Origin of the sequence: Danxiaibacter flavus, from assembly GCF_041060425.1 — a bacterium.
Lineage (GTDB): Bacteria > Bacteroidota > Bacteroidia > Chitinophagales > Chitinophagaceae > Danxiaibacter > Danxiaibacter flavus.
In genome coordinates, this window is sequence record NZ_JAULBC010000014.1 from 25,895 (window position 1) to 50,628 (window position 24,734).

Annotated in this window: 20 protein-coding genes and 1 riboswitch; of the genes, 12 read left to right on the top strand and 8 right to left on the bottom strand. The window is 41.6% G+C overall.

Translation table 11 applies throughout. The annotated features are described in order from the left end of the window. Positions 1–188 precede the first annotated feature (188 nt). A complete protein-coding gene (locus QTN47_RS26975; protein ID WP_369332573.1) occupies positions 189–776 on the top strand; it encodes a hypothetical protein in 588 nt (195 codons plus the stop codon). A 798-nt stretch (positions 777–1,574) separates the two neighbouring features. Here the strand turns inward: QTN47_RS26975 and tamL are convergent. The 5 genes from tamL to QTN47_RS27000 form a co-directional block, all read right to left on the bottom strand. Then, complete coding sequence (gene tamL / locus QTN47_RS26980; RefSeq protein WP_369332574.1) at positions 1,575–3,911, bottom strand: translocation and assembly module lipoprotein TamL; 2,337 nt, start codon at positions 3,909–3,911, stop codon at positions 1,575–1,577. Positions 3,912–3,916: 5 nt separating this feature from the next. Further along, positions 3,917–8,884: a translocation/assembly module TamB domain-containing protein gene (locus QTN47_RS26985; RefSeq protein WP_369332575.1), complete on the bottom strand. Its 4,968-nt coding sequence runs from the start codon at positions 8,882–8,884 to the stop codon at positions 3,917–3,919. A 119-nt stretch (positions 8,885–9,003) separates the two neighbouring features. Then, complete coding sequence (locus QTN47_RS26990; RefSeq protein WP_369332576.1) at positions 9,004–9,351, bottom strand: hypothetical protein; 348 nt, start codon at positions 9,349–9,351, stop codon at positions 9,004–9,006. Beyond that, complete coding sequence (locus tag QTN47_RS26995) at positions 9,344–9,703, bottom strand: phage holin family protein (protein WP_369332577.1); 360 nt, start codon at positions 9,701–9,703, stop codon at positions 9,344–9,346. Before QTN47_RS26995 ends, QTN47_RS26990 begins: the two co-directional genes overlap by 8 nt. Before the next feature lie 10 nt (positions 9,704–9,713). Then, positions 9,714–9,974 (bottom strand): YtxH domain-containing protein, encoded by a 261-nt coding sequence (locus tag QTN47_RS27000; RefSeq protein ID WP_369332578.1) that lies wholly within the window; start codon positions 9,972–9,974, stop codon positions 9,714–9,716. 65 nt (positions 9,975–10,039) lie between these two features. On the opposite strand from QTN47_RS27000, the gene QTN47_RS27005 reads away from it, so the two are divergent. Next, on the top strand, positions 10,040–11,143 hold the full coding sequence (locus QTN47_RS27005; RefSeq protein ID WP_369332579.1) for an AI-2E family transporter: 1,104 nt from the start codon (positions 10,040–10,042) through the stop codon (positions 11,141–11,143). Positions 11,144–11,294: 151 nt separating this feature from the next. Here QTN47_RS27005 and QTN47_RS27010 read toward each other — a convergent pair whose 3' ends face one another. Both QTN47_RS27010 and QTN47_RS27015 read right to left on the bottom strand, forming a co-directional pair. Beyond that, a complete protein-coding gene (locus QTN47_RS27010; protein ID WP_369332580.1) occupies positions 11,295–12,461 on the bottom strand; it encodes a trans-sulfuration enzyme family protein in 1,167 nt (388 codons plus the stop codon). A gap of 72 nt (positions 12,462–12,533) precedes the next feature. Continuing rightward, positions 12,534–13,898, bottom strand: coding sequence for an APC family permease (locus tag QTN47_RS27015; RefSeq protein WP_369332581.1), 1,365 nt, complete (start codon positions 13,896–13,898; stop codon positions 12,534–12,536). 290 nt (positions 13,899–14,188) lie between these two features. Next, a riboswitch (cobalamin riboswitch) is annotated at positions 14,189–14,393 on the top strand. 140 nt (positions 14,394–14,533) lie between these two features. Between QTN47_RS27015 and QTN47_RS27020 the strand changes: the two genes are divergently transcribed. The 8 genes from QTN47_RS27020 to QTN47_RS27055 all read left to right on the top strand — a co-directional run bounded on the left by QTN47_RS27020 (position 14,534) and on the right by QTN47_RS27055 (position 21,657). Then, complete coding sequence (locus tag QTN47_RS27020; protein ID WP_369332582.1) at positions 14,534–16,465, top strand: TonB-dependent receptor plug domain-containing protein; 1,932 nt, start codon at positions 14,534–14,536, stop codon at positions 16,463–16,465. Positions 16,466–16,484: 19 nt separating this feature from the next. Beyond that, a complete protein-coding gene (locus tag QTN47_RS27025; protein ID WP_369332583.1) occupies positions 16,485–17,063 on the top strand; it encodes a DUF6580 family putative transport protein in 579 nt (192 codons plus the stop codon). 265 nt (positions 17,064–17,328) lie between these two features. After that, on the top strand, positions 17,329–18,270 hold the full coding sequence (locus QTN47_RS27030) for an ABC transporter substrate-binding protein (RefSeq protein WP_369332584.1): 942 nt from the start codon (positions 17,329–17,331) through the stop codon (positions 18,268–18,270). 109 nt (positions 18,271–18,379) lie between these two features. Next, a complete protein-coding gene (locus tag QTN47_RS27035; RefSeq protein ID WP_369332585.1) occupies positions 18,380–18,886 on the top strand; it encodes a bifunctional adenosylcobinamide kinase/adenosylcobinamide-phosphate guanylyltransferase in 507 nt (168 codons plus the stop codon). Between the two features lie 50 nt (positions 18,887–18,936). Next, entirely contained in the window at positions 18,937–19,962 is a 1,026-nt protein-coding gene (gene cobT, locus QTN47_RS27040) for a nicotinate-nucleotide--dimethylbenzimidazole phosphoribosyltransferase (RefSeq protein ID WP_369332586.1), read from the top strand. A 2-nt stretch (positions 19,963–19,964) separates the two neighbouring features. After that, positions 19,965–20,756: an adenosylcobinamide-GDP ribazoletransferase gene (locus QTN47_RS27045; protein ID WP_369332587.1), complete on the top strand. Its 792-nt coding sequence runs from the start codon at positions 19,965–19,967 to the stop codon at positions 20,754–20,756. After that, on the top strand, positions 20,741–21,337 hold the full coding sequence (gene cobC, locus QTN47_RS27050) for an alpha-ribazole phosphatase (RefSeq protein WP_369332588.1): 597 nt from the start codon (positions 20,741–20,743) through the stop codon (positions 21,335–21,337). Before QTN47_RS27045 ends, cobC begins: the two co-directional genes overlap by 16 nt. A gap of 107 nt (positions 21,338–21,444) precedes the next feature. Further along, on the top strand, positions 21,445–21,657 hold the full coding sequence (locus QTN47_RS27055) for a cysteine-rich CWC family protein (protein ID WP_369332589.1): 213 nt from the start codon (positions 21,445–21,447) through the stop codon (positions 21,655–21,657). 334 nt (positions 21,658–21,991) lie between these two features. Here QTN47_RS27055 and QTN47_RS27060 read toward each other — a convergent pair whose 3' ends face one another. Beyond that, positions 21,992–22,867: an SMP-30/gluconolactonase/LRE family protein gene (locus tag QTN47_RS27060; protein WP_369332590.1), complete on the bottom strand. Its 876-nt coding sequence runs from the start codon at positions 22,865–22,867 to the stop codon at positions 21,992–21,994. A gap of 221 nt (positions 22,868–23,088) precedes the next feature. On the opposite strand from QTN47_RS27060, the gene sucD reads away from it, so the two are divergent. Together sucD and QTN47_RS27070 are read left to right on the top strand one after the other, a co-directional pair. Then, complete coding sequence (gene sucD / locus QTN47_RS27065; protein WP_369332591.1) at positions 23,089–23,961, top strand: succinate--CoA ligase subunit alpha; 873 nt, start codon at positions 23,089–23,091, stop codon at positions 23,959–23,961. Positions 23,962–24,210: 249 nt separating this feature from the next. Continuing rightward, a complete protein-coding gene (locus QTN47_RS27070; protein WP_369332592.1) occupies positions 24,211–24,627 on the top strand; it encodes a hypothetical protein in 417 nt (138 codons plus the stop codon). The last annotated feature ends 107 nt before the right edge of the window (positions 24,628–24,734 follow it).

A 24,734-nucleotide genomic window follows, 5' to 3' on the forward strand; every position in this document is an offset into this window, starting at 1 on the left:
GTAACATGTTTATATAATCTTGTACAATAATAATGCCCTCGAGTTCATAAATAGAAGTGTAAACTTTGTTTTTATGGCACAATGTTTTTTGTAGTTTGTATGGAACGGTACGCTAAGTGAGTAAGCCTGACATCTACAATTTATTTTTCTTTTCACATGCGTCAGTTCTCCCCTGTAAATAACATAACGTGAAGCGGCTTTGTGTATCAGGATGTTTTTTTATTCTTCTTGTATTTTCTACAAAATGTACAAAAGAATACAGCTATGTAGGTGATCATAGTGTAGATACTTTTACAACATACGTGATACCGGTTAACGAACAGTTCAGTCTTCAAAATTATTATCGTACAACCGACGCTTCCAGCCTGAAGTTCGAAGTCATATTTGATAGTTCCTGCATCTACAAAACACTCGATCCGCTGAATCAATATGATATCAACAAGCTTTATGGCTTTTCCGATTGCGACAGTGCACATCTTATCAACAGTGCCAGAATTGGCTGGCGATGGAGTGATGATTCGCTAAGGCTTTTCGCTTTTGTGCATTATAACGGGCAGATCTTGTCGAAGGAGATGACAACAGCATCAATCGGTAGTATTATTTCTTGTTCAATAATTTGTGATACCAACATCTATAAGTTTCAGGTGAACGATTCCTGTACAGAAATTCATCGTTTTTGTAATGGAGGGAAGTACCGGCATTACTATTTATATCCTTATTTCGGAGGGGATGAAAAAGCTCCTCATGAAGTGGTGATTAAGATACGGGAATTGTGAGGAGTGAATGGTGAATAGCAAACGGAGAAATGCGATGGATGATGTCTGATCTCTGATCTCTGATCTCTGATGTCTGATTTCATCAAGTGCAACATCGTAACTAAATCATAACCGCTTCAAAAGTTCCTCACATTTGCAACCGTCAAACAAACATAACATCGTCAAAATTGAACAGCAGCTGAAAGCTGATCGCTGACAGCCAGAACGGATAGCCAATGCTATGTTCCAGACAATATTATGCTTGCGCCAGTCGGGGTTTCCGAAGTCAATTTGATCAAATATCCATTTGACTGCCGTTGGTATGGAGCGTAGCAACGTGCTTAAGCCTACCAACAACAAATTAGCGAGTTAGACGCTTCACGAATTAGGCTTTTTCATTTTTTTAGCTTATTACTTTCTTTTTCTTGAAAAAAAGAAAGTAATCAAAGAAAATTCAAGGCAAACATCCCCACAATACTGTGGGGACCGCCCCACGCCTCTCCAAAATGCAGTCCTCCTTCACTTTGTGTAGCAACGTCTACCTACAGTTTTTAAAAGACATCCATTACAATCCTCCTTCTGTTGCCGGAATTGTAAACAAGCTCATCCCTTTGCTATGTTTAGCTTGGCTCTCTTAAATTTCTAAGGCCTTGGTCTTCTTTAAACACCTTTGTTGTTCGATTTTCTCGTTGATACGAGGAGCAATAGCTGTGAATGCGAAAATCAGAAATCAAAACATCAGACATTCTTACCAATCCTCAACCGCTTCAAAATTGAACAGCAGCTGAAAGCTGATAGCTAATAGCTCATAGCTCATAGCTAGAAAGGATAGCCGATAGCTATGTTCCAAACAATATTATGCTTGCGCCAGTCGGGGTTTCCGAAGTCAATTTGATCAAACACCCATTTGGGGCCACCCGGCTCATAGGGTTTCCGTATGGGGAATGCAACATCTAATCTTATTACAAAGAATTTAATATCGGCCCTTATACCGAGACCAGTACCGACAGCCATTTGTCGAATAAAATCGCTGGAGAACTTTCCACCCGGCCTGTAGGGATCATCCCGATTCAACCAAACGTTACCAGCATCGGCAAAAACTGCACCTCGCAAAATGGATACGATTTTAAAGCGCAACTCGGCATTCAATTCAAGCCTGATATCACCTGGCTGATCTGCAAGAAAAGCCGAATCAACCGGGTTGCCTCCATAGTAAGTACCCGGGCCAATTGTCCGGGCTCGGAATGCACGGATGCTGTTCGGACCACCTGAGAAGAATGCTTTGGTAAACGGCATCAACAATGTATTACCGTATGCATAACCAACACCGGCAAAGAAGCGCGAGACAAACATGTTGTCCTTGCTTAGCCGTAAGTAATGCCTGAAGTCAACTTCAGCTCTTATGTATTGAGAGAAAGGTGTGCCAAATAGTTCTTTTTGCTTACCTTCTTTTTCGCTTGCTCCGGTTATAAGCCCAAGCAAATTAGATGACAAATCCAGGTTTCCATTAAAATAGTAATTGTTCTTCCTTCTGTTTGGCTGTAGTTGTGTGTTAAAGTTATAGTTATAGATGGGCCCGATAATAAACTGACGCTCCACTGCTCTTGCCAGCGTAATGTTTGTGTCTATTTCCTTTCTGAAAGAATCGGTAATATTGGTTGGTCTTACAAAATTTACTGAAAGTACCTTAAGATTATGTTCAGTTTTTATATTCTCTTTCCATATATATCCAAAACTACCATTGGCACTACTCAACGTGTACTGGGCGGAACGCATATACAATTCGTACCCGGCAGTTATGGATGTCTGCGGTACAAAATCTGAATTGGTTTTGAATCTTATTGGAGCTATAATTCTCGGAATAAGCAGGTTGGCCGTCAAACCCACGCGGTTATTGTGTACACGTTGTACACCGGTATATTGCCTTTCGAAACCGGCGTAAGCACTCATTGTAAACAGTTCTGCGCCCTTCAAAAAGTTTCTGTGTCTCCAGCTTAACGTAAAGTCGGCACCGTTAGAATTATTAGACTTGGTTAAGCCTGAAGCTTCCAACCGGATCGATTTCTTTGCCGTTGGCGTCAAATAATAATAGGCATTTAACATCGGTCTGTGTGCGGTATCATCTTCCACAAATTGCGCCTTGACAAATTTGTATACCCCCAAACTTACCAATCTGTTTAGCGCCATACCATGTGCTCTGCTGCTATAGAGATCACCCGGTTTAAAAATGAGCGTCTGCGGAAATATTTTCGGATTGAATTTCTTTTCCGGATCAATAATATAATATCCCTGGAATTTCTTAGTTGAATCAAGCACAACGGATGAATCGCGATTGATGCTGTAGTCCGCATATACAATTACATTGTTGATCCTGTAAGGGAAAAGTGATTTAATGCGCGCACTCCGCTTAATGCGGATATACATGTTCACCATATTGTCTCCAATGGTCGAGTCAACATTTACTATTATATCCGTTGCATTAAAAAAGAAGAAGCCTTTTTCTTTAAGACGCTTGTCGATTCGCTCACGTTCGCCTTTAACAAGATCAAGACTGTAAGCCCGGCCTGGCTTAAGTAAAGTTCTGCGCGATGTAGTTCGCATAACATTATACATAAATCCGGAGTCCGTGGGAAAGTATGTATTCTTTATCTTATACTGTTTGGTAAGCATGGCCACATAAGTTGCATGCATTTTTTTGTTCTTAATCACACTGTCAGCGGTTACCTCTGAATGGAAGTAGCCGTTGTTCTCCAATCTGTTTTGCATTATTTGCCTGTTCTTTTCCAGGTTAACGCTGCTGGCCAAAACAGGAGGTTCTCCTACTTTGTATTTCAACCAGTACTTAAAGCCCTTATTCGCTTTTGGTGTATCCACCATATTAAAAATCATCAGCTTAAAGCGAACACCTAGAAATGATTTGTTAGGGGCAGGCCGCACCAGGGCTTCCAGTTCACTTTGCAAACCTTTATTTTTTACGTTGGAGCTATCCTTAATGCTTTTTAATTTAACATCAGATCCGGTGTATAATGCGTCGTTCGGCGGAATACTTTTAGTTACACTGCAAGAGTAAATACAAGCAGCAAGAGTGAACAACAAGCTTAACCTACCAATTGTCCGGAATGCTTCTATGAATCTTATGTTATTGTTATACCCCATTCCTGTTAATCATTTTTCTTAGCCTTTGTAAACAATTCTCTGAATTTATCGTAGTCCAATGTGAGTATAAATGTCAACCCGGTTTCTATTACCTGTCCTTCCACTACGGCGTCATATTTGTTCTTTCTGTAGCCGCGCACTTTATAGCGACCATCTTTTGAGAGCTGATAGTCAACAGCCACATCACCAGCTATGTTTGAATTTGCCTGGGCGCTGTTAGCCGGCTTTTCGAGCATAAAATCACTGCCAACGCTAACCTTCAACCGGTCATTCAGCAGGGATTTGGAAACACCAACGCTGAAATCGGTAGATGTCTCGCGCTGGCCCGTATAATAAGTATCTCCTGAGTTTATGCCGAAGTTTACATCTACTCCCTTAATCAAAGTACCCGCCAGTTGATTTAGTTGATCGGTCAGTATACGGCTAACGCTTTCACGTGCCATGCCCTCAGCAGTACCACCGGCATTTGAAGCCATCGGATCTTCCTGCATAAAGCGACCCAACAGCAGCAATGCAAACACCTGCTTGTTCATCTCTGCTTCATTTGCCCTGAGCTGATCAAGTTTTGCCTCTACGTCGCTCCACTGAGATTGTTGCTCCTGCGGTATGGTAATATCAAAAGTGATAACTGGTTTTAGTAACTCTCCTTTCATTTTCAACAATACCGTTACAGGAATTTTTTCTTTGTACTTATTTGTTTCTGATTCGGATTTACCTGCCAGTTGTTGTTCAACAAGATCTATAGGTGCAGTTTTTATGCTATAAGCCGCAGTAATGTCCACATTCGCCGAGGTGGGATCTCCCGTCCAGGTTATTACGCTTCCGCGCTGTATATCAAATTTTCTTTTTAAAATGCTCAGTGTTAACTGGTAGCTTCCCTGCACCAACTCATAGTTACCTGTTAATGTAAGCCTGCCGCTTTCATCAACCCCGCCGGAGAGGTCTGCTTTACCCCTGATCTTTAAAGCGTCACCGTTTCTTTCATCAATAACCAGTATGAATTGTGCTGCACTATCAGTTTCTACATTCGCTGAAAGATCAAGATCTGCAAGCGCCTGAAATCTTGGCTGCTGGAACTGCCGTGCAGTGGTAACGGTATCTTTAGGTGCATCCATATCCACAAACCGGACAATACCTTTTCTCTCTTCCAATTCTGGGTCTTCACTGGGCAAAACAAATGTGAAGTTGGTCGATTTGTTTACCTTCAGGCCGGCCTGTATGGCAGGAGTCCTTAAATCCCCGTTCACTTTTATATCCGCATCAATATTCAGTTTGCCGTAAAACAATTTATTATCCGCCTGGGTTGAGCTTACCACACTAAACTCATCTGCCTTCAGTGTCAATCCGAATTGGTAGTTTACATAATCTTTTGTGCTGATAGTACCGTCAAGTATAGCCTTGCTTCCGGCAGAATCGGTTAATGTAAACTTGTTAAACGTTATCGCTTTTTCCTGTATGGTAATGTTTTCATTTGCCAACTTGAACCTTTCACCCAGCATTGTTGGAGTAACAAATGCATCAACAAAACGGAGATTGCCATTTACAACCGGCTCCTTGGTAGTTCCAGCAATGTCAATATTACCTTTCAGGCTGCCCCCCGCATCTCTCAGGCTTCCTGCGGAAAAGTTCTTTATGGTTGCCAGGTTAACATTGTTCAGGTTTAATTTCAGATCCATTTTTCCTTCACCCGTATAATAATTTCCGTTTAGTGTTATGTCATTTCCATGACCATCAATCTTAACATCGGCATTATATACATTGGATGTTTCGTTGTTCACTTTAAGGGCAATATTACCAACGGTGTCGGTTTTGTAGCTGATGTCTTTAAACAACATATCTGCAGTAAATACCGGGTTCTTCGTTACATCTTTTACAACAGCTTTACCATCAATAACCCCATCCATGAACAGCGAATCCTGATCTGCAAATTCAGTAAGCGTTTTGATTCTGAAATTTTCAAAAGCAACATCTATAGGTGCGTTTGGCGTGTGTGCAGTACTGTTAAGCTTTATTGCCTGATTACCTTTATTCAGGTTGAAGTCATTTATTATAATACCTGATGAATCATATTGAAAGTAGTTATCAGCCGGCATATTCCATGCTTCGTAATTCAGCATAAGACTGTCCGGAACAAAAGTTATTTTAATTGCACTGTCAATTTGCTGAAGTTTGGTCATGATATGATACCTGTCCTTCGCCTTCTTGTCCTTTAACAGCACTGATGTTGTTATGGCAGCAGTATCTATGTTACCATATATCGCAGTTTGATTCAGCCGGAAGCCTTTTGTTCCCGCGTCCGCTATTTTAAGTGCATAAGCAATATTCTTTTCTGATGTTTGGGCCGTCAAGGTCAGTTTATCTATTGTTTGTTCTCCATATTTTATTTTTGGCGCATGCATGTTCACCTGCAAGTCGTCTTCTTTACTTTTATATTGTACCATTGCTCCGATTGTATCAGAAGCCCGTAATTCAGGAACAAATTGTAAGATTGTCGGCGATGATGGCTTAATAAACACATGCATCTGCCAATCCTGTTCTGTAAACGCCGTATCCTTAAAACCTTTTAACCTGTAGTACTTATTTATAGTGTGCTGCAATGCTGTCGCCGTCTCTGTAAGTTTGTACTTCCCTTTCCAGTTAACCTCAGCAAAAGACGAAGTAAGTGCAATTGATTGTGTGTCGCCGCCGTGGGCCGCCAATACTTTTACTGTGTCTATCGCAAACCTGTTTGAATCCTGTAAAATGATGGTTTCTGCAATGCTGATTAATCCGATCAAACTATCCGGATTCGCAGATGGCATATCCGCAAATAGTTTGGTATGAAACTGAAGTGAATCTGAAGAAAGATGAAGGGCTTGAAGATTCAGTGTATCAAGATCCAATCTGACTCTAAGATTCGTCGGAAACTTAGATGCAAGATTTGCACGCGCCCTCAACGCATACCGGATATTGGGATCATCAATCGAAGATTCCACAAAAGCACTGTCCGGTTCAGCAAAAGCTTTTAACTGCAGATTCTTATATGTATATCCTTTCAATTCGCCTTCTACAAGTGTTGCATCCACATTTGTGGTGAGCGTTTTGTAATCGAATCCGCGACCTTTTGCAGATGCAGTTAACGTAATTCTTCCGATGGTAGAATCCTGGCTGATAAGGTAGCCAACATTCAAATTTTGAGTAGACGCTTTGAGGTTGTATGCTTCTGTTCGCGTATTAAGCGATCCGGAGACCTTTGCAGTGCCGTTGGTTGTTCTTGCATTTAATACGGTGGAGAATGCAGAAGTAGTGCCTTTGTAATTACCGCTTAGCAAAATTGATTGCGGTATTCTTATATTAGAGGGTAGTGTATTTTTAGGGATCAATGCCAGCAAATCTTTTCTTGAGGTAGACAGCTTCGCGATATTAATATTATAGTAAGCATTCTTTCCATCCGGGAGGCCTTTTATATTTCCACTCATTTGCACGGCTGTGCTGCCGTAGCCACTTAATTCTATATTGTTAAGCGCGATATCTTTTACATAGCCATGCGCTTTTCCTTTTAGCTTAATAACGGCCTGTTCGTGACCTTTCAGATAGGTTTCAAGGGATGGAGATAAAAGTAGGATATCTTTTGCAGCAAGATTAAAAGTGTCGATAGATGCATCAGTAAAAATTTCTCCGGGCTTTGTTGCCAGCATTTCCTGCGACGGATATTTTGCGGTAACCGAAGTACTGATCCTCGATGAAGGTGTAGCAACCTGCAAATTTTTCAACTGCGCGTCTTTCTCCCCATACAGAAATTGAGTAGACACATTATTCAATACAAAGCCACTTTTATCTTTAAATGAAAGTTGTTTTAAATCCCCTTCAAACTTCACAGGTGTGAACGCAAGGTTCGAAGCCTTTAAAATGAAATCGGTGATACCAAGATGGCTGTAGTCCATTCCTTTTTTAACAACTGCAGCATTGCTGTCATTGTAAGAAAGCTGGTTGTTGTTAAAATCAACCTGATCAAGCACAATCTTCCACGGATTGTCAACCTGAGCTTTAACGTTCTTCTTTACTTCTGTCTTAACAACCCTGGCTTGTTTTGCCCTGCCCAGGTTTACCTTTACGGAAGTATTGTCTAGTTGCAGTTGCTTCAGCTGAATAAACAGTTTGCTTAAATCCGTTGCGCCGGCCAGGACTTTTAGCTTCCCGAGATCAAGCGCAGTATACAGCCGCGAAATATCATTTTCATAGTCAAGATGAATATCGTTCAGTTGAATATTTTTTAGCTGCAACTTTACTTTTATGGGCTCGTTACTTTTCGTTTCAATTGAGTCCATTGGCTTTGGTTCAATCAGTGGCTTGTATTGCCTTACCGAGGAGCTTATTCCTGCAAGCTGTATGTTGGGAATATCGTAGTCTGATCGTGAGGGATCGAAAGTGTCTATGGATGTTTCGAATTTTGCCAGGTTAACAGTGGCATCCATTCCCGCTACATCATCATGGTATATCGCCCTGATCTTATTGAGACGGATCGTACCTATTTCAAACTTCATCGAGCTTGTGTCAGTCGAAGTAGTTGTATCCTTTGATCCTGAAGAAAAAGCATTAATAATGTAATCAAAATTGAAAGTTGTGTCTGGTTGTAATCTTTTTACTTTGGCTGTAATTCCGTCCAGCTCGAGGTAATTTAGCTTTACTGTGTTACGAAGCAGCTTCAGCATGGAGATGTCAACCTGGATTTTGTCACCTGCCAGCAAAGTGTCTTTTGTTTGATCCTCAAAATAAATTCCTTCCAGCACAATTTGCTTGGGAAACTTAATGGATAACTTACTGATCTGAACTTTAGTGCGAATTTTATTTTCGAGGTAAACGACGGCTTTTTTCCGGGCAAAGCTCTGCACTGCCGGTACCTGGATTAAAATTAATACCAATACCAGCAAAAAAATAAGGCTTAACAGTATCCACCCAATAATTTTTAAAGAACGCCTGATAAATTTCTTCATGAAAAGTCACGCTTATAAATATCCACTGCAAAGAATGAGCAGCAATTATATATCAGGACGGCCAGCCACAAAACTGTCATTCAGTGGAATAAAATCCCCACACTCAGATGCTTGGCGCGTTATTTTCCTTTCCAGAGTTTGTAGGCAGTTTTGGCAAGGGTAAACAGGCCTAATTGACTGGCAATGCCGAAAATGCCTCTTTTTTTGCTTTGTCCGGCCTTGTCTTTGCCTTTTCCGCCCAACGCACCAATGGCGTTGGTTACGAGCTGCCAGGATTTATCAAACACCTTGTTGTTGAGATAAACGGGCAATAAAAGCGAGATGCCTGATTTAAGCCCTTCCCCGGGTATCCGTTTCAATCGGGTTTTCAGTTCTTCTTCATGCAGTTTTAGCCTCGCATCCGTTACCTGTATCTCTCTCCGCAAATCGGCAAGTGTGTTTATATGAGATAAATTTCTCTTACTCATTATCATCTGTTTTATCGAAGATTATCTTGATGACCTTATTGCTAATAAGTGAACGCAACCAGTTTTTACTTGACAGGAAGATTACCAGCAACACAATAATATAGATGCCGGCAATTATTCCAAAGCCGTAAAAAAGGTTTCCTGTAAGATCAGCAAAGTAATACCCGCCCATGATACTCAGAAAAAAGAGAATAAACACGCTCACAATGGCTATGATAATGCCTATAAACATAGCGGCGGCCAGTTTTGAAGCCTGTTCAACTGTTTTAAGTTTAAAGAGGAGGAGCCTGTCTTGCAGATATTCCTCCACTTTATCCCTTGATTCTGCGAAAAAGTTTTCCTTTTGTTCCATAATAGCCTTTTTAAGATATTGCATCTTGTGTCTTGTCTTCCACATCTTCCACAAGACTTTTGCCTTTTTTCAGCAAACCTTCCACACCTTTGTCTAAATCATTCCACTTGGCAGTAATCTTTTCCTTCGCATCTTCGGCAAAATCTTTGAAAGATGTCTTGAGTGATTCTGCAAGTTCTTTTCCTTTTTCAGTTTGCAAAAACCAGGCAATGGCTGCACCAGCTGCGGCTCCGCCAAGCAAGCACACGAGGATTTTTTGTTGCTTATTCATACGCTTTGATTTAATTTAAATAAATTTTGGCATCTACTGTATAACTGAACAAATATTGCACCGATATGTTAAACCGTCAGGATTATAAAGTTAACAGATACTTCTTTTTGGGTATTATTATTTTATTTGCTTCGTTGCTGTTATACAGTATGATCGATTTTTTTACCGCCTTTCTGGCGGCTATCATTGTATACGTATTAAGCAGGCCTTTTGTTGAATATCTTGTAAAAAAGAAAAGATGGAAGAAATCCTGGGCCGCTATTGCCGTTATATTCATTTCGTTCTTTATTATTCTGCTTCCCATTTCGTTAATGGGTACAATGTTGTATAATAAAATTGTGCCTGTAGCTCAAAATCCTGATATCATTATCAAAGCTGTAAAACAATTTGATCAGTTATTGCATGAAAAATACGGCCTTAACCTGTTTACAGAGCAAACTGTGGGAAAAATACAGGCACTGGCAGCCGGCCTGCTGTCCATCATTCTTAATCAAAGCCTCGGCATTTTCACTACCATTACCATGATGTATTTTTTCTTGTACTTCATGCTGATGAATGTAAACCGGATGGAAGCGGCTATTGTTTTCTATCTGCCGTTTAAGCGAAGCAAGATCATGATGTTTGGCAACGAGCTGGTGGCTCAAACATTCAGTAATGCTATCGGCATACCTCTTATTGCTATTGCTCAAGGTTTTTTTGCCTACCTGAGCTATTCAATTGCAGGCCTTAAGGAAGCCGCTTTTTGGGGTGTAATTACAGGCTTCGCCTCTATAATACCTGTAGTTGGAATTGGGATAGTGTGGGTTCCCGTTGCCATATTTTTACTGATAAGCGGCCACACGTGGCAGGGCATTTTTGTTGCTGCGTGGAGTGTTGTTTTTTCCGGCACCATAGATAACGTGATCCGGTTTATACTGGCCAAAAAAATGGCAGATGTTCATCCGGTGGTAACTGTTCTCGGAGTGATCATCGGCCTGAAGTATTTTGGTATTACAGGACTTATTTTTGGTCCGTTAATCATTTCTTACTTTATCATTCTTGTCCGGATCTACTACCAGGAATACCAGCAGCCGACTCTTGCCCGCAAAAACAAACCGCGCCAGATCGTTCCCGAATACATGCAACCTTTCCTTGGAATAAAAAAGAGCAAACCGAATAAGAAGACTTAATTGACAATTGAAAGTTCCTGCCCGACTGATGTCATTCAGTCGGGCAGGAACTTTCAATTATCAATTAATACGCCCATTCTCCTATTTGCACATCTGCCAATTTGCATATTCGCACATTCCCTCATTCGCACATCCCATTTTCAATTCTCAATTATCCATTTTCAATTACATTAAAAGCTTGTTCAAGGTCCTTAATAATGTAATCAGCATCTTCCAAACCGCAGTAGAGACGGAGCATTCGCTGATCGGCAGAGCCGTTAAAACTTTCGGGTTTAATACCCGCACAACGTGGAATGATCAATGATTCATGACCGCCCCAGCTAACGGCCATCAATATATGTTTTAGTGATTCACAAAACTTTTCAATGCCTGACACAGTGTAGCATTTGATAACAAAAGTGAGGAGGCCACATCCGCCTTTCATCTGACTCTTCGCAAGGTCGTACTGCGGAAATGCTTCATCCAACGGGAAGATCACTTTTTCAACCAAAGGATGGCTTTTCAAATAATCCAGCACTTTTTCAGTGGTTGATGTAATCCTGTCGAGGCGCGCTTGCAGTGTTCTCAAACCTCTTATCAGCAACCATGCGTTAAATGGTTGAATACCGCTGCCAATATTGTTGTATTCACTGTTGAAAATGCGCTTAATAATATCACTTCCGCCGCAAAGTACGCCGGCAATAACATCGCTATGTCCGCCGATATATTTTGTTGCAGATTGCAGAACAAGATCTATCCCAAGCTCAATTGGCCTTTGATATAAAGGCGTACAAAAGCTATTATCACAAATGGTAATGATATTGTGTTGTTTTGCCAGTTGGGCGACGGCAGCAAGGTCCTGCAATTCGTAAGTCCAGCTATTGGGACTTTCCAAATAAAACAACGTTGTATTCTCACGGATGGCTGAAGAAAAATTATTAACGTCAGTGCCGTCTATATAGGTGGTCCGGACATTGAACCTCGGTAATATTTCATCAAACATTTTCTTCGCCCATGTATAAGGATTGCGAACGCTCACAATATGATCTCCGCTTTTTACATTAGCGAGTACTGAAGCAAAAATGGCAGCAGATCCGCTGTTGAACACAAGGCAATCTTCCGCTCCGTCAAGTGCAGCAAGTTTTTTACGAAGTATTTCCACCGTCGGATTCAGGCCACGGCTGTACAGCCATGTAGAATACTCATCGTCAAAACTGCTCCGCAAAGCCTCCACCGTTTTAAAGGCAAAGTTGCTTGTCTGCATAATCGGCGGCGCAATCGCTCTAAAGTATTCGTCCCTGTCTTCAGCGTACTCATTTAAAATATAAGATATATCCATAAAAAACTATTAATTCTAAAAATCAGTTGATGTACGGTGTACGATGTGCGATGTACAACGTAGGGGTTTACATTATTTCTTTGGCACATCGTAATTATCGTCACCTGTTTTCTGCCTGCTTATTTTCTTATGTGTCAGGAAATATATGCCCATAAAAGAAGCGAGGACAATTAGCCCCACAAGAGCGGTACCGGGCGTTTGCATAGCAATATTTATTCCAACAAACACATAAGCGCAAATAAAAACCAGCGGCATCAACGGATATAGTTTCATTGAATAAATACCCGTGCCATTCAAATGCTTTGTCTTTCTTCTTATCGAAAAAATACTTGCCGCTGAGGCCGCCATCCCAAAACAATCCAGAAAAATGGTAAAGTTCAGTATCTCCTCAAATGTCTTAGCAAGAAATACGATAATAATACATATGGCCGCAAATGTAGAAAGAGAGATTACCAGTACGTCTTTCTTTTTCGACTTTTGTTGAAAAATTGCAGGCAGCACACCATCTTCACTCATAGCAAACATTACACGCGGGTTACTCATCAACAACACATTTACATAAGCCAGTACAGATAAAAACAGCAAGGCCGAAAACGCAGATCCGCCCGATTGACCAAACATTTTTGCTGCAACAATTGAGGCAATTTCTTTTTGGCTTTGCAATTGCGTAAAACCAATCACCTTAAAATAAGAAAGATTTACGAGAAGATATAATCCTATAATTATGGCGATTCCCATGAAGATGCCCCGCGGAATATTTCTGGAAGCGTTTTGCACATCACTACCAAAATTGATCGTTTGCTGATAGCCTCCATATGTGAATGAAACGGCAATAAGGCTTGCCCCAAATGAGTGGATCCAGGAAGGAAACGAAACATCCGAAACCGCATTACTTTCGGTTACAGGCTGATGGATCTCGGGCATAAACAGTGCAGCTATAAGCATTACGATCATACCAATCTTTATGATCATCAGAACATTCTGCGTTTTAGCACTCATTCGCAAACCCAGCAAATTAACACCGTAAAATACCACAACGGCAGAAGTGGCAATCAGTGCTTTTGTAAGATCTGTTGCGGGTTCATTAAAAATTACCTGGCTTATATAACCGGAGCCGATCAACGCTACAGCGCCAAGAGAAGCTGCGTTTGAGATGAGTATGATACAGTTTACAGAAAACGCGATAGATGGATGATAAGCATGGGAAAATATGCGGTAATAGCCACCGGTCACCGGGTAGCGGCTGCCTATTTCAGCGTAAGTCAGTGCACCACATAAAGCGATAAGTCCACCCGCTATCCATGCACTAAAATATATTACCGGGTTAAGGGCATATTGTGCGGATGTAGCGGCCGTTCTGAAAATTCCCATCCCGATAACCAGCCCCACCACAACCATGGTCAAATCAAAAAGCGTTAGTTTCTGTTTGGAACTCATAAATAAAAAATAGCCTTAAATGTAGCGAAAATGTGCAAATGTGCGAATGGGCGAATGTGCGAATGGGCAAATAGGCAGATGCGTAGATGCGCGAATGGGCAGATGTGAAGATGGATGAATGGGAGCATGGGTCCATGCGCGAACTAGGAAAGCATAGATGTTTGAATAAGTGAATATTAAATAGCCGCGGGCAAAAGTCCACGCCTGCGCCTATACGAGGTTTATGGATATTTACTCTGTTCATTCACACATTTACTCGTCCGCACATCTACTAATTCGCACATTTCCCTTACTTTTGCCGCGGATTTGGTTGGCGCACGCGCCATTAAAAGGGAAGTCCGGTGTAAATCCGGCGCTATCCCCGTAGCTGTAAGCTTAACGAGCAGGATGCAAGGCATCCTTACTCAATATCTGGATCTTCATACCACTGTATTTTAACGGGAAGGTGTTCAGATGTAAGCGAGCCAGAAGACCTGCCTGATTCAAACAAGATCACTGAGCTTTCGGGAGAAAAGCCGGAGATGCAGCTACGAAAGTTTTAATAATAACTCGTTGCTGCTTTTCTACTCTTTCATTATTCGAAAGTTCATTCTTCATTAAGCATTTCAGAACAAAATACAAACAGAAGAATGAGCATGAAAAAAATTGCACTTTCAGTTACAGCACTCATGACAACACTAACGTTATGGGCACAAAAGGACTCTGCCACTAACGCCCTTGACGAAGTTGTTGTAACCGCAACCAAAAGTCCTAAAAAATTAAGCGAGACAGGCAAAGTACTCACTGTTATTTCTCACGAACAACTTGAACGCAGTGCAGGAAAGGATATTGCACAAGTACTGAATGAGCAAACAGGCATCGTTGTAAATGGCGCTACAAGCAATCCGGGCAAAGACAAAAGCATCTACATGCGTGGCGCTAAGAGTGATTATACATTGATATTAATAGATGGCATCCCGCTATACGATCCGTCAGGCCTCAGCAGCAATTTTGACATCCGCACAATACCCATTGAAAATATTGAACGTGTGGAAATATTGAAAGGCAGTCAATCTACTTTATATGGGGCAGATGCCATTGCAGGCGTTATCAATATTATCACCAAAAGAAAAGGCAATAAAGAAGTGGGCGCTTTTGCGACCGCGAGCTACGGTAGCTTTAATACATTCAAAGGCAACGCAGGGGTTAATGGAAGCACGAAAACGCTTGACTACAATGTCGCCTACACTTACTACGATACAAAAGGCATTAGCGAAGCCAAAGACCCAAACGGCACCGGAACATTTGACAAGGATGGTTATAAACAGCATGGTGTATTGGCCAATCTTGGTTTTAAAGTAAATGATCATTGGAAAATAACTCCGTTCCTGCGCTACAACACCTACAATGGTAAACTGGATGCGGGGGCTTACACAGATGACCGGGACTATACCTACAAAAGCAAAAGTCTGCAAACGGGTGTGCGCAGTGAATTAACCTTCGGCAAAAGCAGGTTTACACTAAACTATAGTTACAATACTATCAAAAGAGACTACCTCAACGATTCAGGTTATGTGCCACCATATAGCGACCAATACTATTCCGGTGGCTATAAAGGAACAGACCAGTTTGCGGAAATTGTTTACTCTACTGAGCTGGCTAAAGGTTTACAACTGGTTTCGGGAGTTGATTACAGAACATCGAATACATCTCAATCCAATACGTACATTGGAAGCTGGGGGCAGGACGTTAGCAAAATAAGTAAGGACAGCGCCATGCAACACCAGTTTAATGCATACGCATCTCTTCTGTACACCGGTAAGGTATTTCACGCCGAGGCTGGCGCCAGGTATAATAACAATTCTATTTACGGCACCAAGTGGACTTACAACTTTAATCCTTTCGTTTTCCTGAACAAAGAAGTGAAAATTTTTGCCAACATATCCAGCGCGTTTAAAACACCTACACTGTACCAATTATACGCACCAATGTATGGCAACAGCTCTTTAAAGGCTGAATCTGCGGTTACCTACGAAGGTGGAGTGCAGTATTTTCAACCTGAACAAAAGTTCAACATCAGGGGTGTTATTTATAAGCGTGACGTAAATAATGTAATTGCATTCACAAACAGATATGTAAACCAGGATGAACAGCATAACTGGGGTGTAGAAATTGAACCAACCATCAACTTCACAGAAAATCTACAGTTAGTATTACAGTATGCACACACGAAAGGTAAATTAAATACACAACTGAACGGCAAGGATTCCAGTTCATCTACATTATTGCGTGTACCAGAAGATACTTACAGCATGGCATTGAATTACCGCGCGTCTAAAAAACTGTTTTTAAGCATGAATATACAAACCTTTGGCGCAAGAAAGGATTTGGATTTTAGCACTTATCCATCTACATTGGTTAACTTGGAGGCCTACACTTTGTGGAGTGCATATGGTGAATATAAATTCAACAAACACGTTAAGGTTTTTGCTGATTTTAAAAACATTACCAATACGGATTATGTTGAAGTATTGGGATATAGCACTCAACCGGCAAGTGTACAGGCTGGATTAACTGTAACTTTTTAAATTCCTAAATAGTCATTATATGTCAATTCCAAAATTCAATCCCCGCACAACGTTACTATTACTGATCATTTGTTTTGTGGCTGTATTACGTTTATCCACAAACATGACAAAGGAGTTAAGCCCACTGGTTATGTATTCACCACTTGGCGCAATGGCCCTGTTTGGTGGCGCCTATTTTAAGGGCAACATAAAGCCATTTGCGTTTCCTTTATTAGCATTATTTATTAGTGACCTTGTTTTATCATTTACTGTATTTTCCGAATTCAGAACAGGTTTGTTGTATGGTGGCTGGTACTGGGTGTACGGATCTTTTGCATTAATGACTATCGCTGGCAAACTTCTCATCAAAGACGTAAACATCCAGAGTATCTTAACAGCAACACTGGTAACCGTGTTAATTCACTGGCTGGTCTCTGATTTGGGCGCGGCGCTATCTCAAAACGGCTTTGCAAACATCATGACAACCTATCAACTACGTCTTGTCACTGCAATTCCTTACGAATTAAGATTTCTCTCTTCCACCATTATTTATAGTGGAATTATGTTTGGCAGTTTTGAATTATTAAAGAATAGAGTTACTGCACCCGAAGCAAGATAAATGTGCGAATGAGTGAATGTGCGGATGTGCAAATGTGCGGATGTGCAAATGTGTGAATGAGTAAATATGCAAATGAATTCCTGCGAAGTTGTTTATTGCTTCGCAGGAATTATTTAGATCTTTAGATGCAGAAATCCAATCTTTTTAGAAACATTACCAGTTTTAAGCTTTAGGCTTTGAGCTTTGGCTTAAGCTTTGGGCTTTGGGCTTTGAGCTTTGAGCTTTAAGCTTTAAGCTTTTCCTCAACGTAAAACTTATCACTCCCATGGTTGCCTGTTCCTTTCTCCCCGCGGTTACACAAATGATCTATGATATGGGCCTGCAGCACTTGCTGCACGGTGTAACATTTGAATGTCCATCAAAGGCATTAAAAGAAAAACACAGGGTTGTCAGATATTTACTTGAAGGCAACAACTATTCAAGTATTGAGATAGATCGCATTTTTTCCGCAAGCAAGTCGCAGGGAAAAAGCCTTTATTTTGTAGATGAGGATTTGCTCAAACAAATTCAGCCGGATATAATTTTCACACAGGATGTTTGTGAAGTATGTCAGATTGATACTGCCTGCACGGCAGCTGCAGTTGCAAAACTTGAGAAGCAACCGGCAATAATTCCAATAACGCCACAGACACTGGATGATGTATATCAAAGCGCCATTACCATTGCATCGGCATTGGGCCAGGAAGAAGCTGCATACACTTACCTTACAAAACTTCAGAAAAGAACTGACAATATTCTTGATACTTTGCGTCAGCATAAAATGCCTTTAAAACGTGTGATGCTGATAGAATGGATTGAACCTGTTTACAATTGCGGACACTGGATTCCTTACCAGATTGCCCAGGCCGGTGGTATAGATATGCTTAGCAACCCTGCAGGAGACTCTATCGTAACACAGTGGGATAAAATTGTAAAGTACGATCCTGAAGTTTTAATAATTGCCCCATGCGGATTTACCGTTGAACGTACGTTGGAGGAAATGCATTTGCTTACTGACAGGAAAGAATGGCAACATTTGCAAGCTGTAAAAAACAACCTGGTATACATTGCCGATTTCGATTTGTTTACCCAACCAAGCGCATCTACGCTTGTGGATGGAATCGAAGTACTCTCCAGTATGTTTCACCCAAAGCTGTTTCAAGCTCCGGAATCATTGGAGCATAAATTTGTGCAACTCAATAAACAGCATGCCCACGCGGACGTATGAACATAAAGGCTTCCACGTTAACATTTCGCATACAAAGCGTCAACACACGCGATAAAAAACTACACAAACGTTTAAGTGTTTGTTACAGCACCCAGAAAAAAAATACACTATGATCTGTTTTATTACCGGCGGTGCCCGCAGCGGAAAAAGTAGATACGCACAAAATGAAGCACTGGCTTTGTCTGACAGCCCAATTTATATTGCCACATCCAATGTAACCGATGACGAATTCAAACAAAGGGTAGCCAGGCATAAGGAAGATCGCGATGAAAGATGGACCACATTTGAAGAGCCATTGTATGTGAGCAGGCTGCCCATAAGTGAACGCATTGCGGTGGTAGACTGTGTCACATTATGGCTCACCAATTTCTTCTTTCTGTACAAGCAGGATGTTCAAGCAAGTCTCGAGGCACTGAAGAAAGAAATAGATGAACTGGCTAAGCATCCGGGCACATTTCTAATTGTAAGCAATGAACTTGGCATGGGTTTACACGCGGATACAGAGACCGGCAGAAAGTTTGTCGATTTACAAGGCTGGGCCAATCAATATATTGCAGCCAAAGCAAGCAAGGTTGTTTTCATGGTTTCCGGCATTCCGGTTTCCATCAAGGGCTGAACAGATAAATGCCAATACACTTCTGCAATCTGATCTAAATAACAAGAGAAATGATCAATATTAAACAGGCACTACAACACATAATCGATCATAAAACGAAACCGCCTGGTTCACTCGGGCAGTTAGAAGACATCGCGCTACAAGTTGGATTAATTCAAAACACGGTATCACCGGTTATCAAAAACCCATCTATTATAGTGTTTGCAGGAGACCACGGTATTGCTGCCACGGGTCTCGTCAATCCATATCCACAAGCTGTAACGGCGCAAATGGTATTGAATTTTGTAGCAGGCGGTGCTGCCATCAATGTATTTTGCAAACAGCACGGCTTACATCTTTCTGTTGTTGATGCAGGCGTGAACTTTGACTTCGAGCCACGACTCCCCATTATACACGGCAAAATTGCGAAAGGAACTGCCAATTACTTAGAGCAACCAGCCATGACTATTGCTCAATGTGAAGAGGCCATCAGCATAGGCAAACTGATTGTCGCAAGAATGCTTAACAATGATTGCAATTGTATTGGATTTGGAGAGATGGGCATCGGCAACACTTCCTCGGCGGCGTTGCTCATGAGTGCTGTGATGGGCAAACCGATCGGGTTTTGTGCAGGCAGAGGTACCGGCGTAAATGACGAACAACTGCAAACAAAAATTGAAACGCTGAAAAAAGTGTTCGACCTACGTCAGTTGCAAACACTTGCAAATGCTCCCATACAATTACTGGCAACTGTTGGCGGATTTGAAATAGCTATGATGGTGGGCGCGTTTGTAGCCGCAGCCGAAAACAATATGATCATAGTAGTGGATGGTTTTATTACCACAGCGGCGTTATTAATTGCTCAACAGTTATCTCCAGGTATTCTGCAGTATTGCATTTTTGCGCACCAAAGCAATGAACAGGCACACGCAGCCATGCTGGAACATATGGAGGCCAAACCGCTGCTACAACTGGGCATGCGACTGGGAGAAGGCACAGGCGCTGCTCTCGCAATGCCGCTTATACAGTCTGCTGTTAATTTTTTAAATCAAATGGCCAGCTTTGAAAGCGCGTCTGTAAGTAATAAGGAAGAATAACCATGCCGATACTGCAAAGACTCAAAAGTGAACGTGATATTTTCTTCACAGCACTGATGTTTTTTACACGCATACCTGTACCACGTAATATTGGCCACGGGCAAAACATGCTGCAAAAATCGTCGCGTTACTTTCCATGGATCGGCCTACTTGTTGGTGGCATTAATGCGCTGGCATTTTATCTTTTTCAGTTCTTTTTTCCTTTACAGCTTTCCCTTCTGTTTACAATGATCGTAAGCATTCTCACTACAGGAGCTTTTCATGAAGATGGTTTTGCTGATGTTTGTGATGCGTTTGGTGGAGGCTGGACAAAAGAAAAAATATTAACGATCATGAAAGATAGCCGTCTTGGCACATACGGCGTTATCGGATTGATTGCAATACTCAGCAGTAAATTTATTTTGCTGGAGACACTGGCGTCGCATCAATCATTGACCGTATTTCTTTTGATCATCGTCGCCGCACATAGCAGCAGCAGGTTGGCGGCTGTTACGCTGTTACAGCAATATAGTTATGTAACCGATACCGATCAAAGCAAATCCAAACCGGTTGCTGACAGAAAACTTAATACGTTAGAGTTGTGCATTGCATTTGCTGGCGGGCTGCTCCCTTTTTGCTTTCTTCCTCCGGTTTACCTCTTGCCGTTGGTATTGGTTATTATTGCAAGACTATACTTAGGTAACTATTTTTACAAATGGATTGGGGGACAAACCGGCGATTGCGCCGGCGCTACCCAACAAGTTTGTGAAATTGCTTTTTATACCGGCATTATTGTACTATGGAAATTTATTTAATACGCCATACCACTCCTGATGTAGCCAGAGGCATTTGTTACGGCCAGGCGGACATTGATGTAACGGACTCATTCCATACCGAAGCTTCGTTGATAAAGGCTTATCTGCCTGCAAGCATACAGCAGGTACATTGCAGCCCATTGCAACGTTGCCGCAAACTAGCCGAGTTACTATTTCCACAAGCGCTTATACAATACCATGACGCTCTAAAGGAAATTAACTGCGGGGATTGGGAATTAAAAAAATGGGATGATATAGACAAAGCAGAAATACAACCATGGATGGAAGACTTTGTCAACGTCTGTATTCCTAACGGAGAAAATTATGTGCAACTGCATGAGCGTTGCAGTCTTCTTTTTGATCAGCTGATACAAAATGCTCCGGCAGCTATCGTTACACATGGTGGCGTAATACGAAGCATCTTGTCTCATATCACCAGCACGCCGCTAAAAGAATCATTCAATAAGTTTTCTTTACACTACGGCTGCGTTGTAAAAATCACAATGGAGAATAGTCAATACGCTTACAATATCGTTCATAATATTATCCCGCCGGAAGTGGAAACTCATAAGCCTAAATAGAATGCCGATTGAATTGAACTTCTGGTTACTATGCTTTCCTGAAGTTGTTCGGAGAACGATCTTTTTTTTAAAGCATAAATTTGTACATCTGAATAAACAACACGTCTATGCCTGTGCATGAACATAAAACCTGCCCACGTTGTAAGCAACCATTTGAATGCAAGGTGGGGGATGTAGCCAATTGCCAGTGCAGCAGCTTTACTTTTACTGCGGAAGAAAAGAAGTTTATCGCAGAACGCTACAGCGATTGCCTCTGCGCAAATTGCCTGAAAGAATTGAAGAATAAGTATGTGTTGTTTAAGGAGAAGTATATGTCTTAGGAGTTGTACGTTGAAAGTTATACGTTATACGTTTATCGGAGCGAAGGAATGTTCAACACCTTACTATTGTTGATTCACTATTCACTTCTAAGTATTTCTCCGTGAAATTATGCGTAATGGTTACACGGAGAAATACAGGAGAAGACACGGAGTTACACAGAGGTTTGCAACGACCTCTTCCCGCCATTTTCACCATTGACCATTTACTTCTTCCTGCCACCGTTATGAAATTTCCAAAACAAAGCACTGCTCCCCCCTTTCACCATTGACCATTCACTATTCACTTCTTCCGCATCTTAGTGCCCCTTTTTGTCTTTGTGCCTTTGTGGCAAAACTATCCCTTATAAAAATTCGCCTTCACTCCTTTTACCTTCAAATCAACAGCAAACAAACTTCCACTCAAAGGATATTTTTCCAAATCCTCTTTGCTCATGTTTTCCCGCGCAGTTGTTATGTACAATGTTGAAAGATCTTTTCCACCAAAAGCACAGGCAGATACCTGAGGAACCGGCACAGTAACTTTTCCTAATAATTCGCCTGTCAGCGGATTCCATCGGGCTACAGAAAAGTCTCCCCACAAGGCTGTCCATAACATGCCTTCTTCGTCAATGGTCATACCATCAGGAGAACCACTTCCTTCGGGAACATGGATTACCGTCCGCCGGTTGCTGATGTTGCCGGCGGCATCATCGTAATCAAACGCATCTACTTTTTTTGTAGGAGTATCTACATAGTACATTGTCTTTTTGTCCGCACTCCATGCAATACCGTTGGATATTGTTACATTATCCAACATTTGATGCACTACATCATCTGCGTCCATTCTGTACAACGAAGCTTTACCTTTTATTTGCTTTAAGTGCATGGAACCGACCCAAAATCTTCCCGAAGGATCACATTTTCCGTCGTTAAAGCGGATCTCCGGATCTGGCAGCGGGTTAGTCATAAATACCAACTCGCCCGTTGTTGTATTCATCTGGTGAATGCCGCTCTGCAGGGCTACCAGTACATCGCCGTTTTCCATAGGTACAACGGTCCCGATTTTTTCAGTTGTCTCTAACGCCCTGTCTTCTTTCGTTTCGGGATCATAAATATGTAGCTTCCTTCCATCAATATCCACCCAATACAATTTATTTTCCCTGTAATTCCAGATCGGACCTTCGGCCAGCTCTGCCCTGGCATCTAATATCAATGACGCAGTTAATTCCATAATTTAATCAAGCAAGATTAGAGATGTTGTCAACAAGCCCGGCCTGTTAGCCGGTTATTGTATTATCGTTAATAATTATCAGTCAATATACTTTGATCTTAGTTAATTACGGCTGTTTTTTGCCAATATCACAATTAAAAATCGGTGATTACCATTTTAGTAATCACAAATTGCTGTTTACGCCCTATTTTTGCCAGACTTTTTACTAAAAAACAATTTCCATGTCTGTATTAGTGAATAAAGATTCAAAGATCATAGTTCAGGGTTTCACCGGAACGGAAGGAACATTTCATGCTACTCAAATGATAGAATACGGCACCAATGTAGTGGGTGGTGTTACCCCTGGTAAAGGTGGATCAACCCATTTGGACAGGCCTGTATTTAATACCGTTGAGCAAGCTGTTAACCAAACAGGCGCTAACGTAAGCATCATTTTTGTGCCGCCGGCTTTTGCTGCTGACTCAATTATGGAAGCTGCTGACGCAGGTATTGCATTGGTGGTTTGTATCACTGAAGGTATTCCTACACAGGACATGGTAAAGGTTAAAAATTACCTGCAAGGCAAAAACACGCGCCTTATCGGGCCAAACTGCCCTGGCGTTATTACTGCCGGCGAAGCTAAAGTGGGTATCATGCCCGGCTTTATCTTCAAACCAGGCCGCATAGGTATCGTTTCCAAATCAGGTACGTTAACCTATGAAGCTGCTGATCAGACTGTAAAAGCAGGTCTTGGCATCAGCACTGCGATCGGTATCGGTGGTGATCCGATCATCGGAACACCTACGGTTGAAGCCGTAAAATTATTGATGGACGACCCTGAAACTGACGGCATCATCATGATCGGCGAAATTGGTGGTAGCATGGAAGCTGATGCAGCCAACTGGTTGAAAGACAATCTGCGCAAACCTGTTGTTGGTTTCATCGCAGGACAAACTGCCCCTCCCGGTCGCAGAATGGGACACGCCGGTGCGATCATCGGTGGTGCGGACGACACTGCAGCGGCAAAAATGAAAATTATGGCTGAATGCGGTATTCACGTAGTCGCCAGCCCTGCGGACATCGGAAAAACAATGGCAGAGGCACTAAAGAAATAATTCGTATATACGCCTAGACAAGTAGCCTCACCCAACCGTGAGGCTACTTTGCGTTCTGGCCTTGCCAAAACCTAATTTAAAATGACCGTTTAAGACTTCACCCACTTTCGTATTTTTTTATCTACTACTTTAGTAGTGAATTATCAGTAAATGCTGAAGTATTCAATTTCATTGGGGGTTAAAGCTTGTAGCTAACAACTACAAGCTTTTTTATTTTCTTTTTGAGTAGGATAGCTTTCTTTTGCATCCATGAAGCTTTTTTCCGTCTTCGCATTAATTGGATTTATTATATGTAGCAATAGCATTTTTGCAGCGGACAGCACATATTCCCGCAAAAATACTTTGGCTGCCTGGCAGGTTACTGTTCCGGCTAAAATCCCCGTTAACCAACTTTACGAACTACCTGTACAATTGGAAAACAAGAGTGCCGAAGAATGGACGGGCTACCTGGTTTTTGAATTGCAGGACGATTCTTCCCACAAGGTTGTGGATGGCTTGTTCAGCAACGTATTTCCAAACCAATATTTTACATTAGAAAAAAATGGCAGGGCAGAGATAAAATTTCCTTTCACGGTGCCAGCATCGTTTCACAACAATGTGCATTTCGTGATTAAGATGTATAAGAAGGAATGCATTGATACGCTGATTGGGAGGATAAAGCTGTGAGCTTGTCTGGACCTGGATTACAGGATTTGAAGATTAACCGGATAATATTTTTAATAGACTATTTAACAGCGCTGAAAGCTGATAGCTGGCAGCCACCTGATACCTGA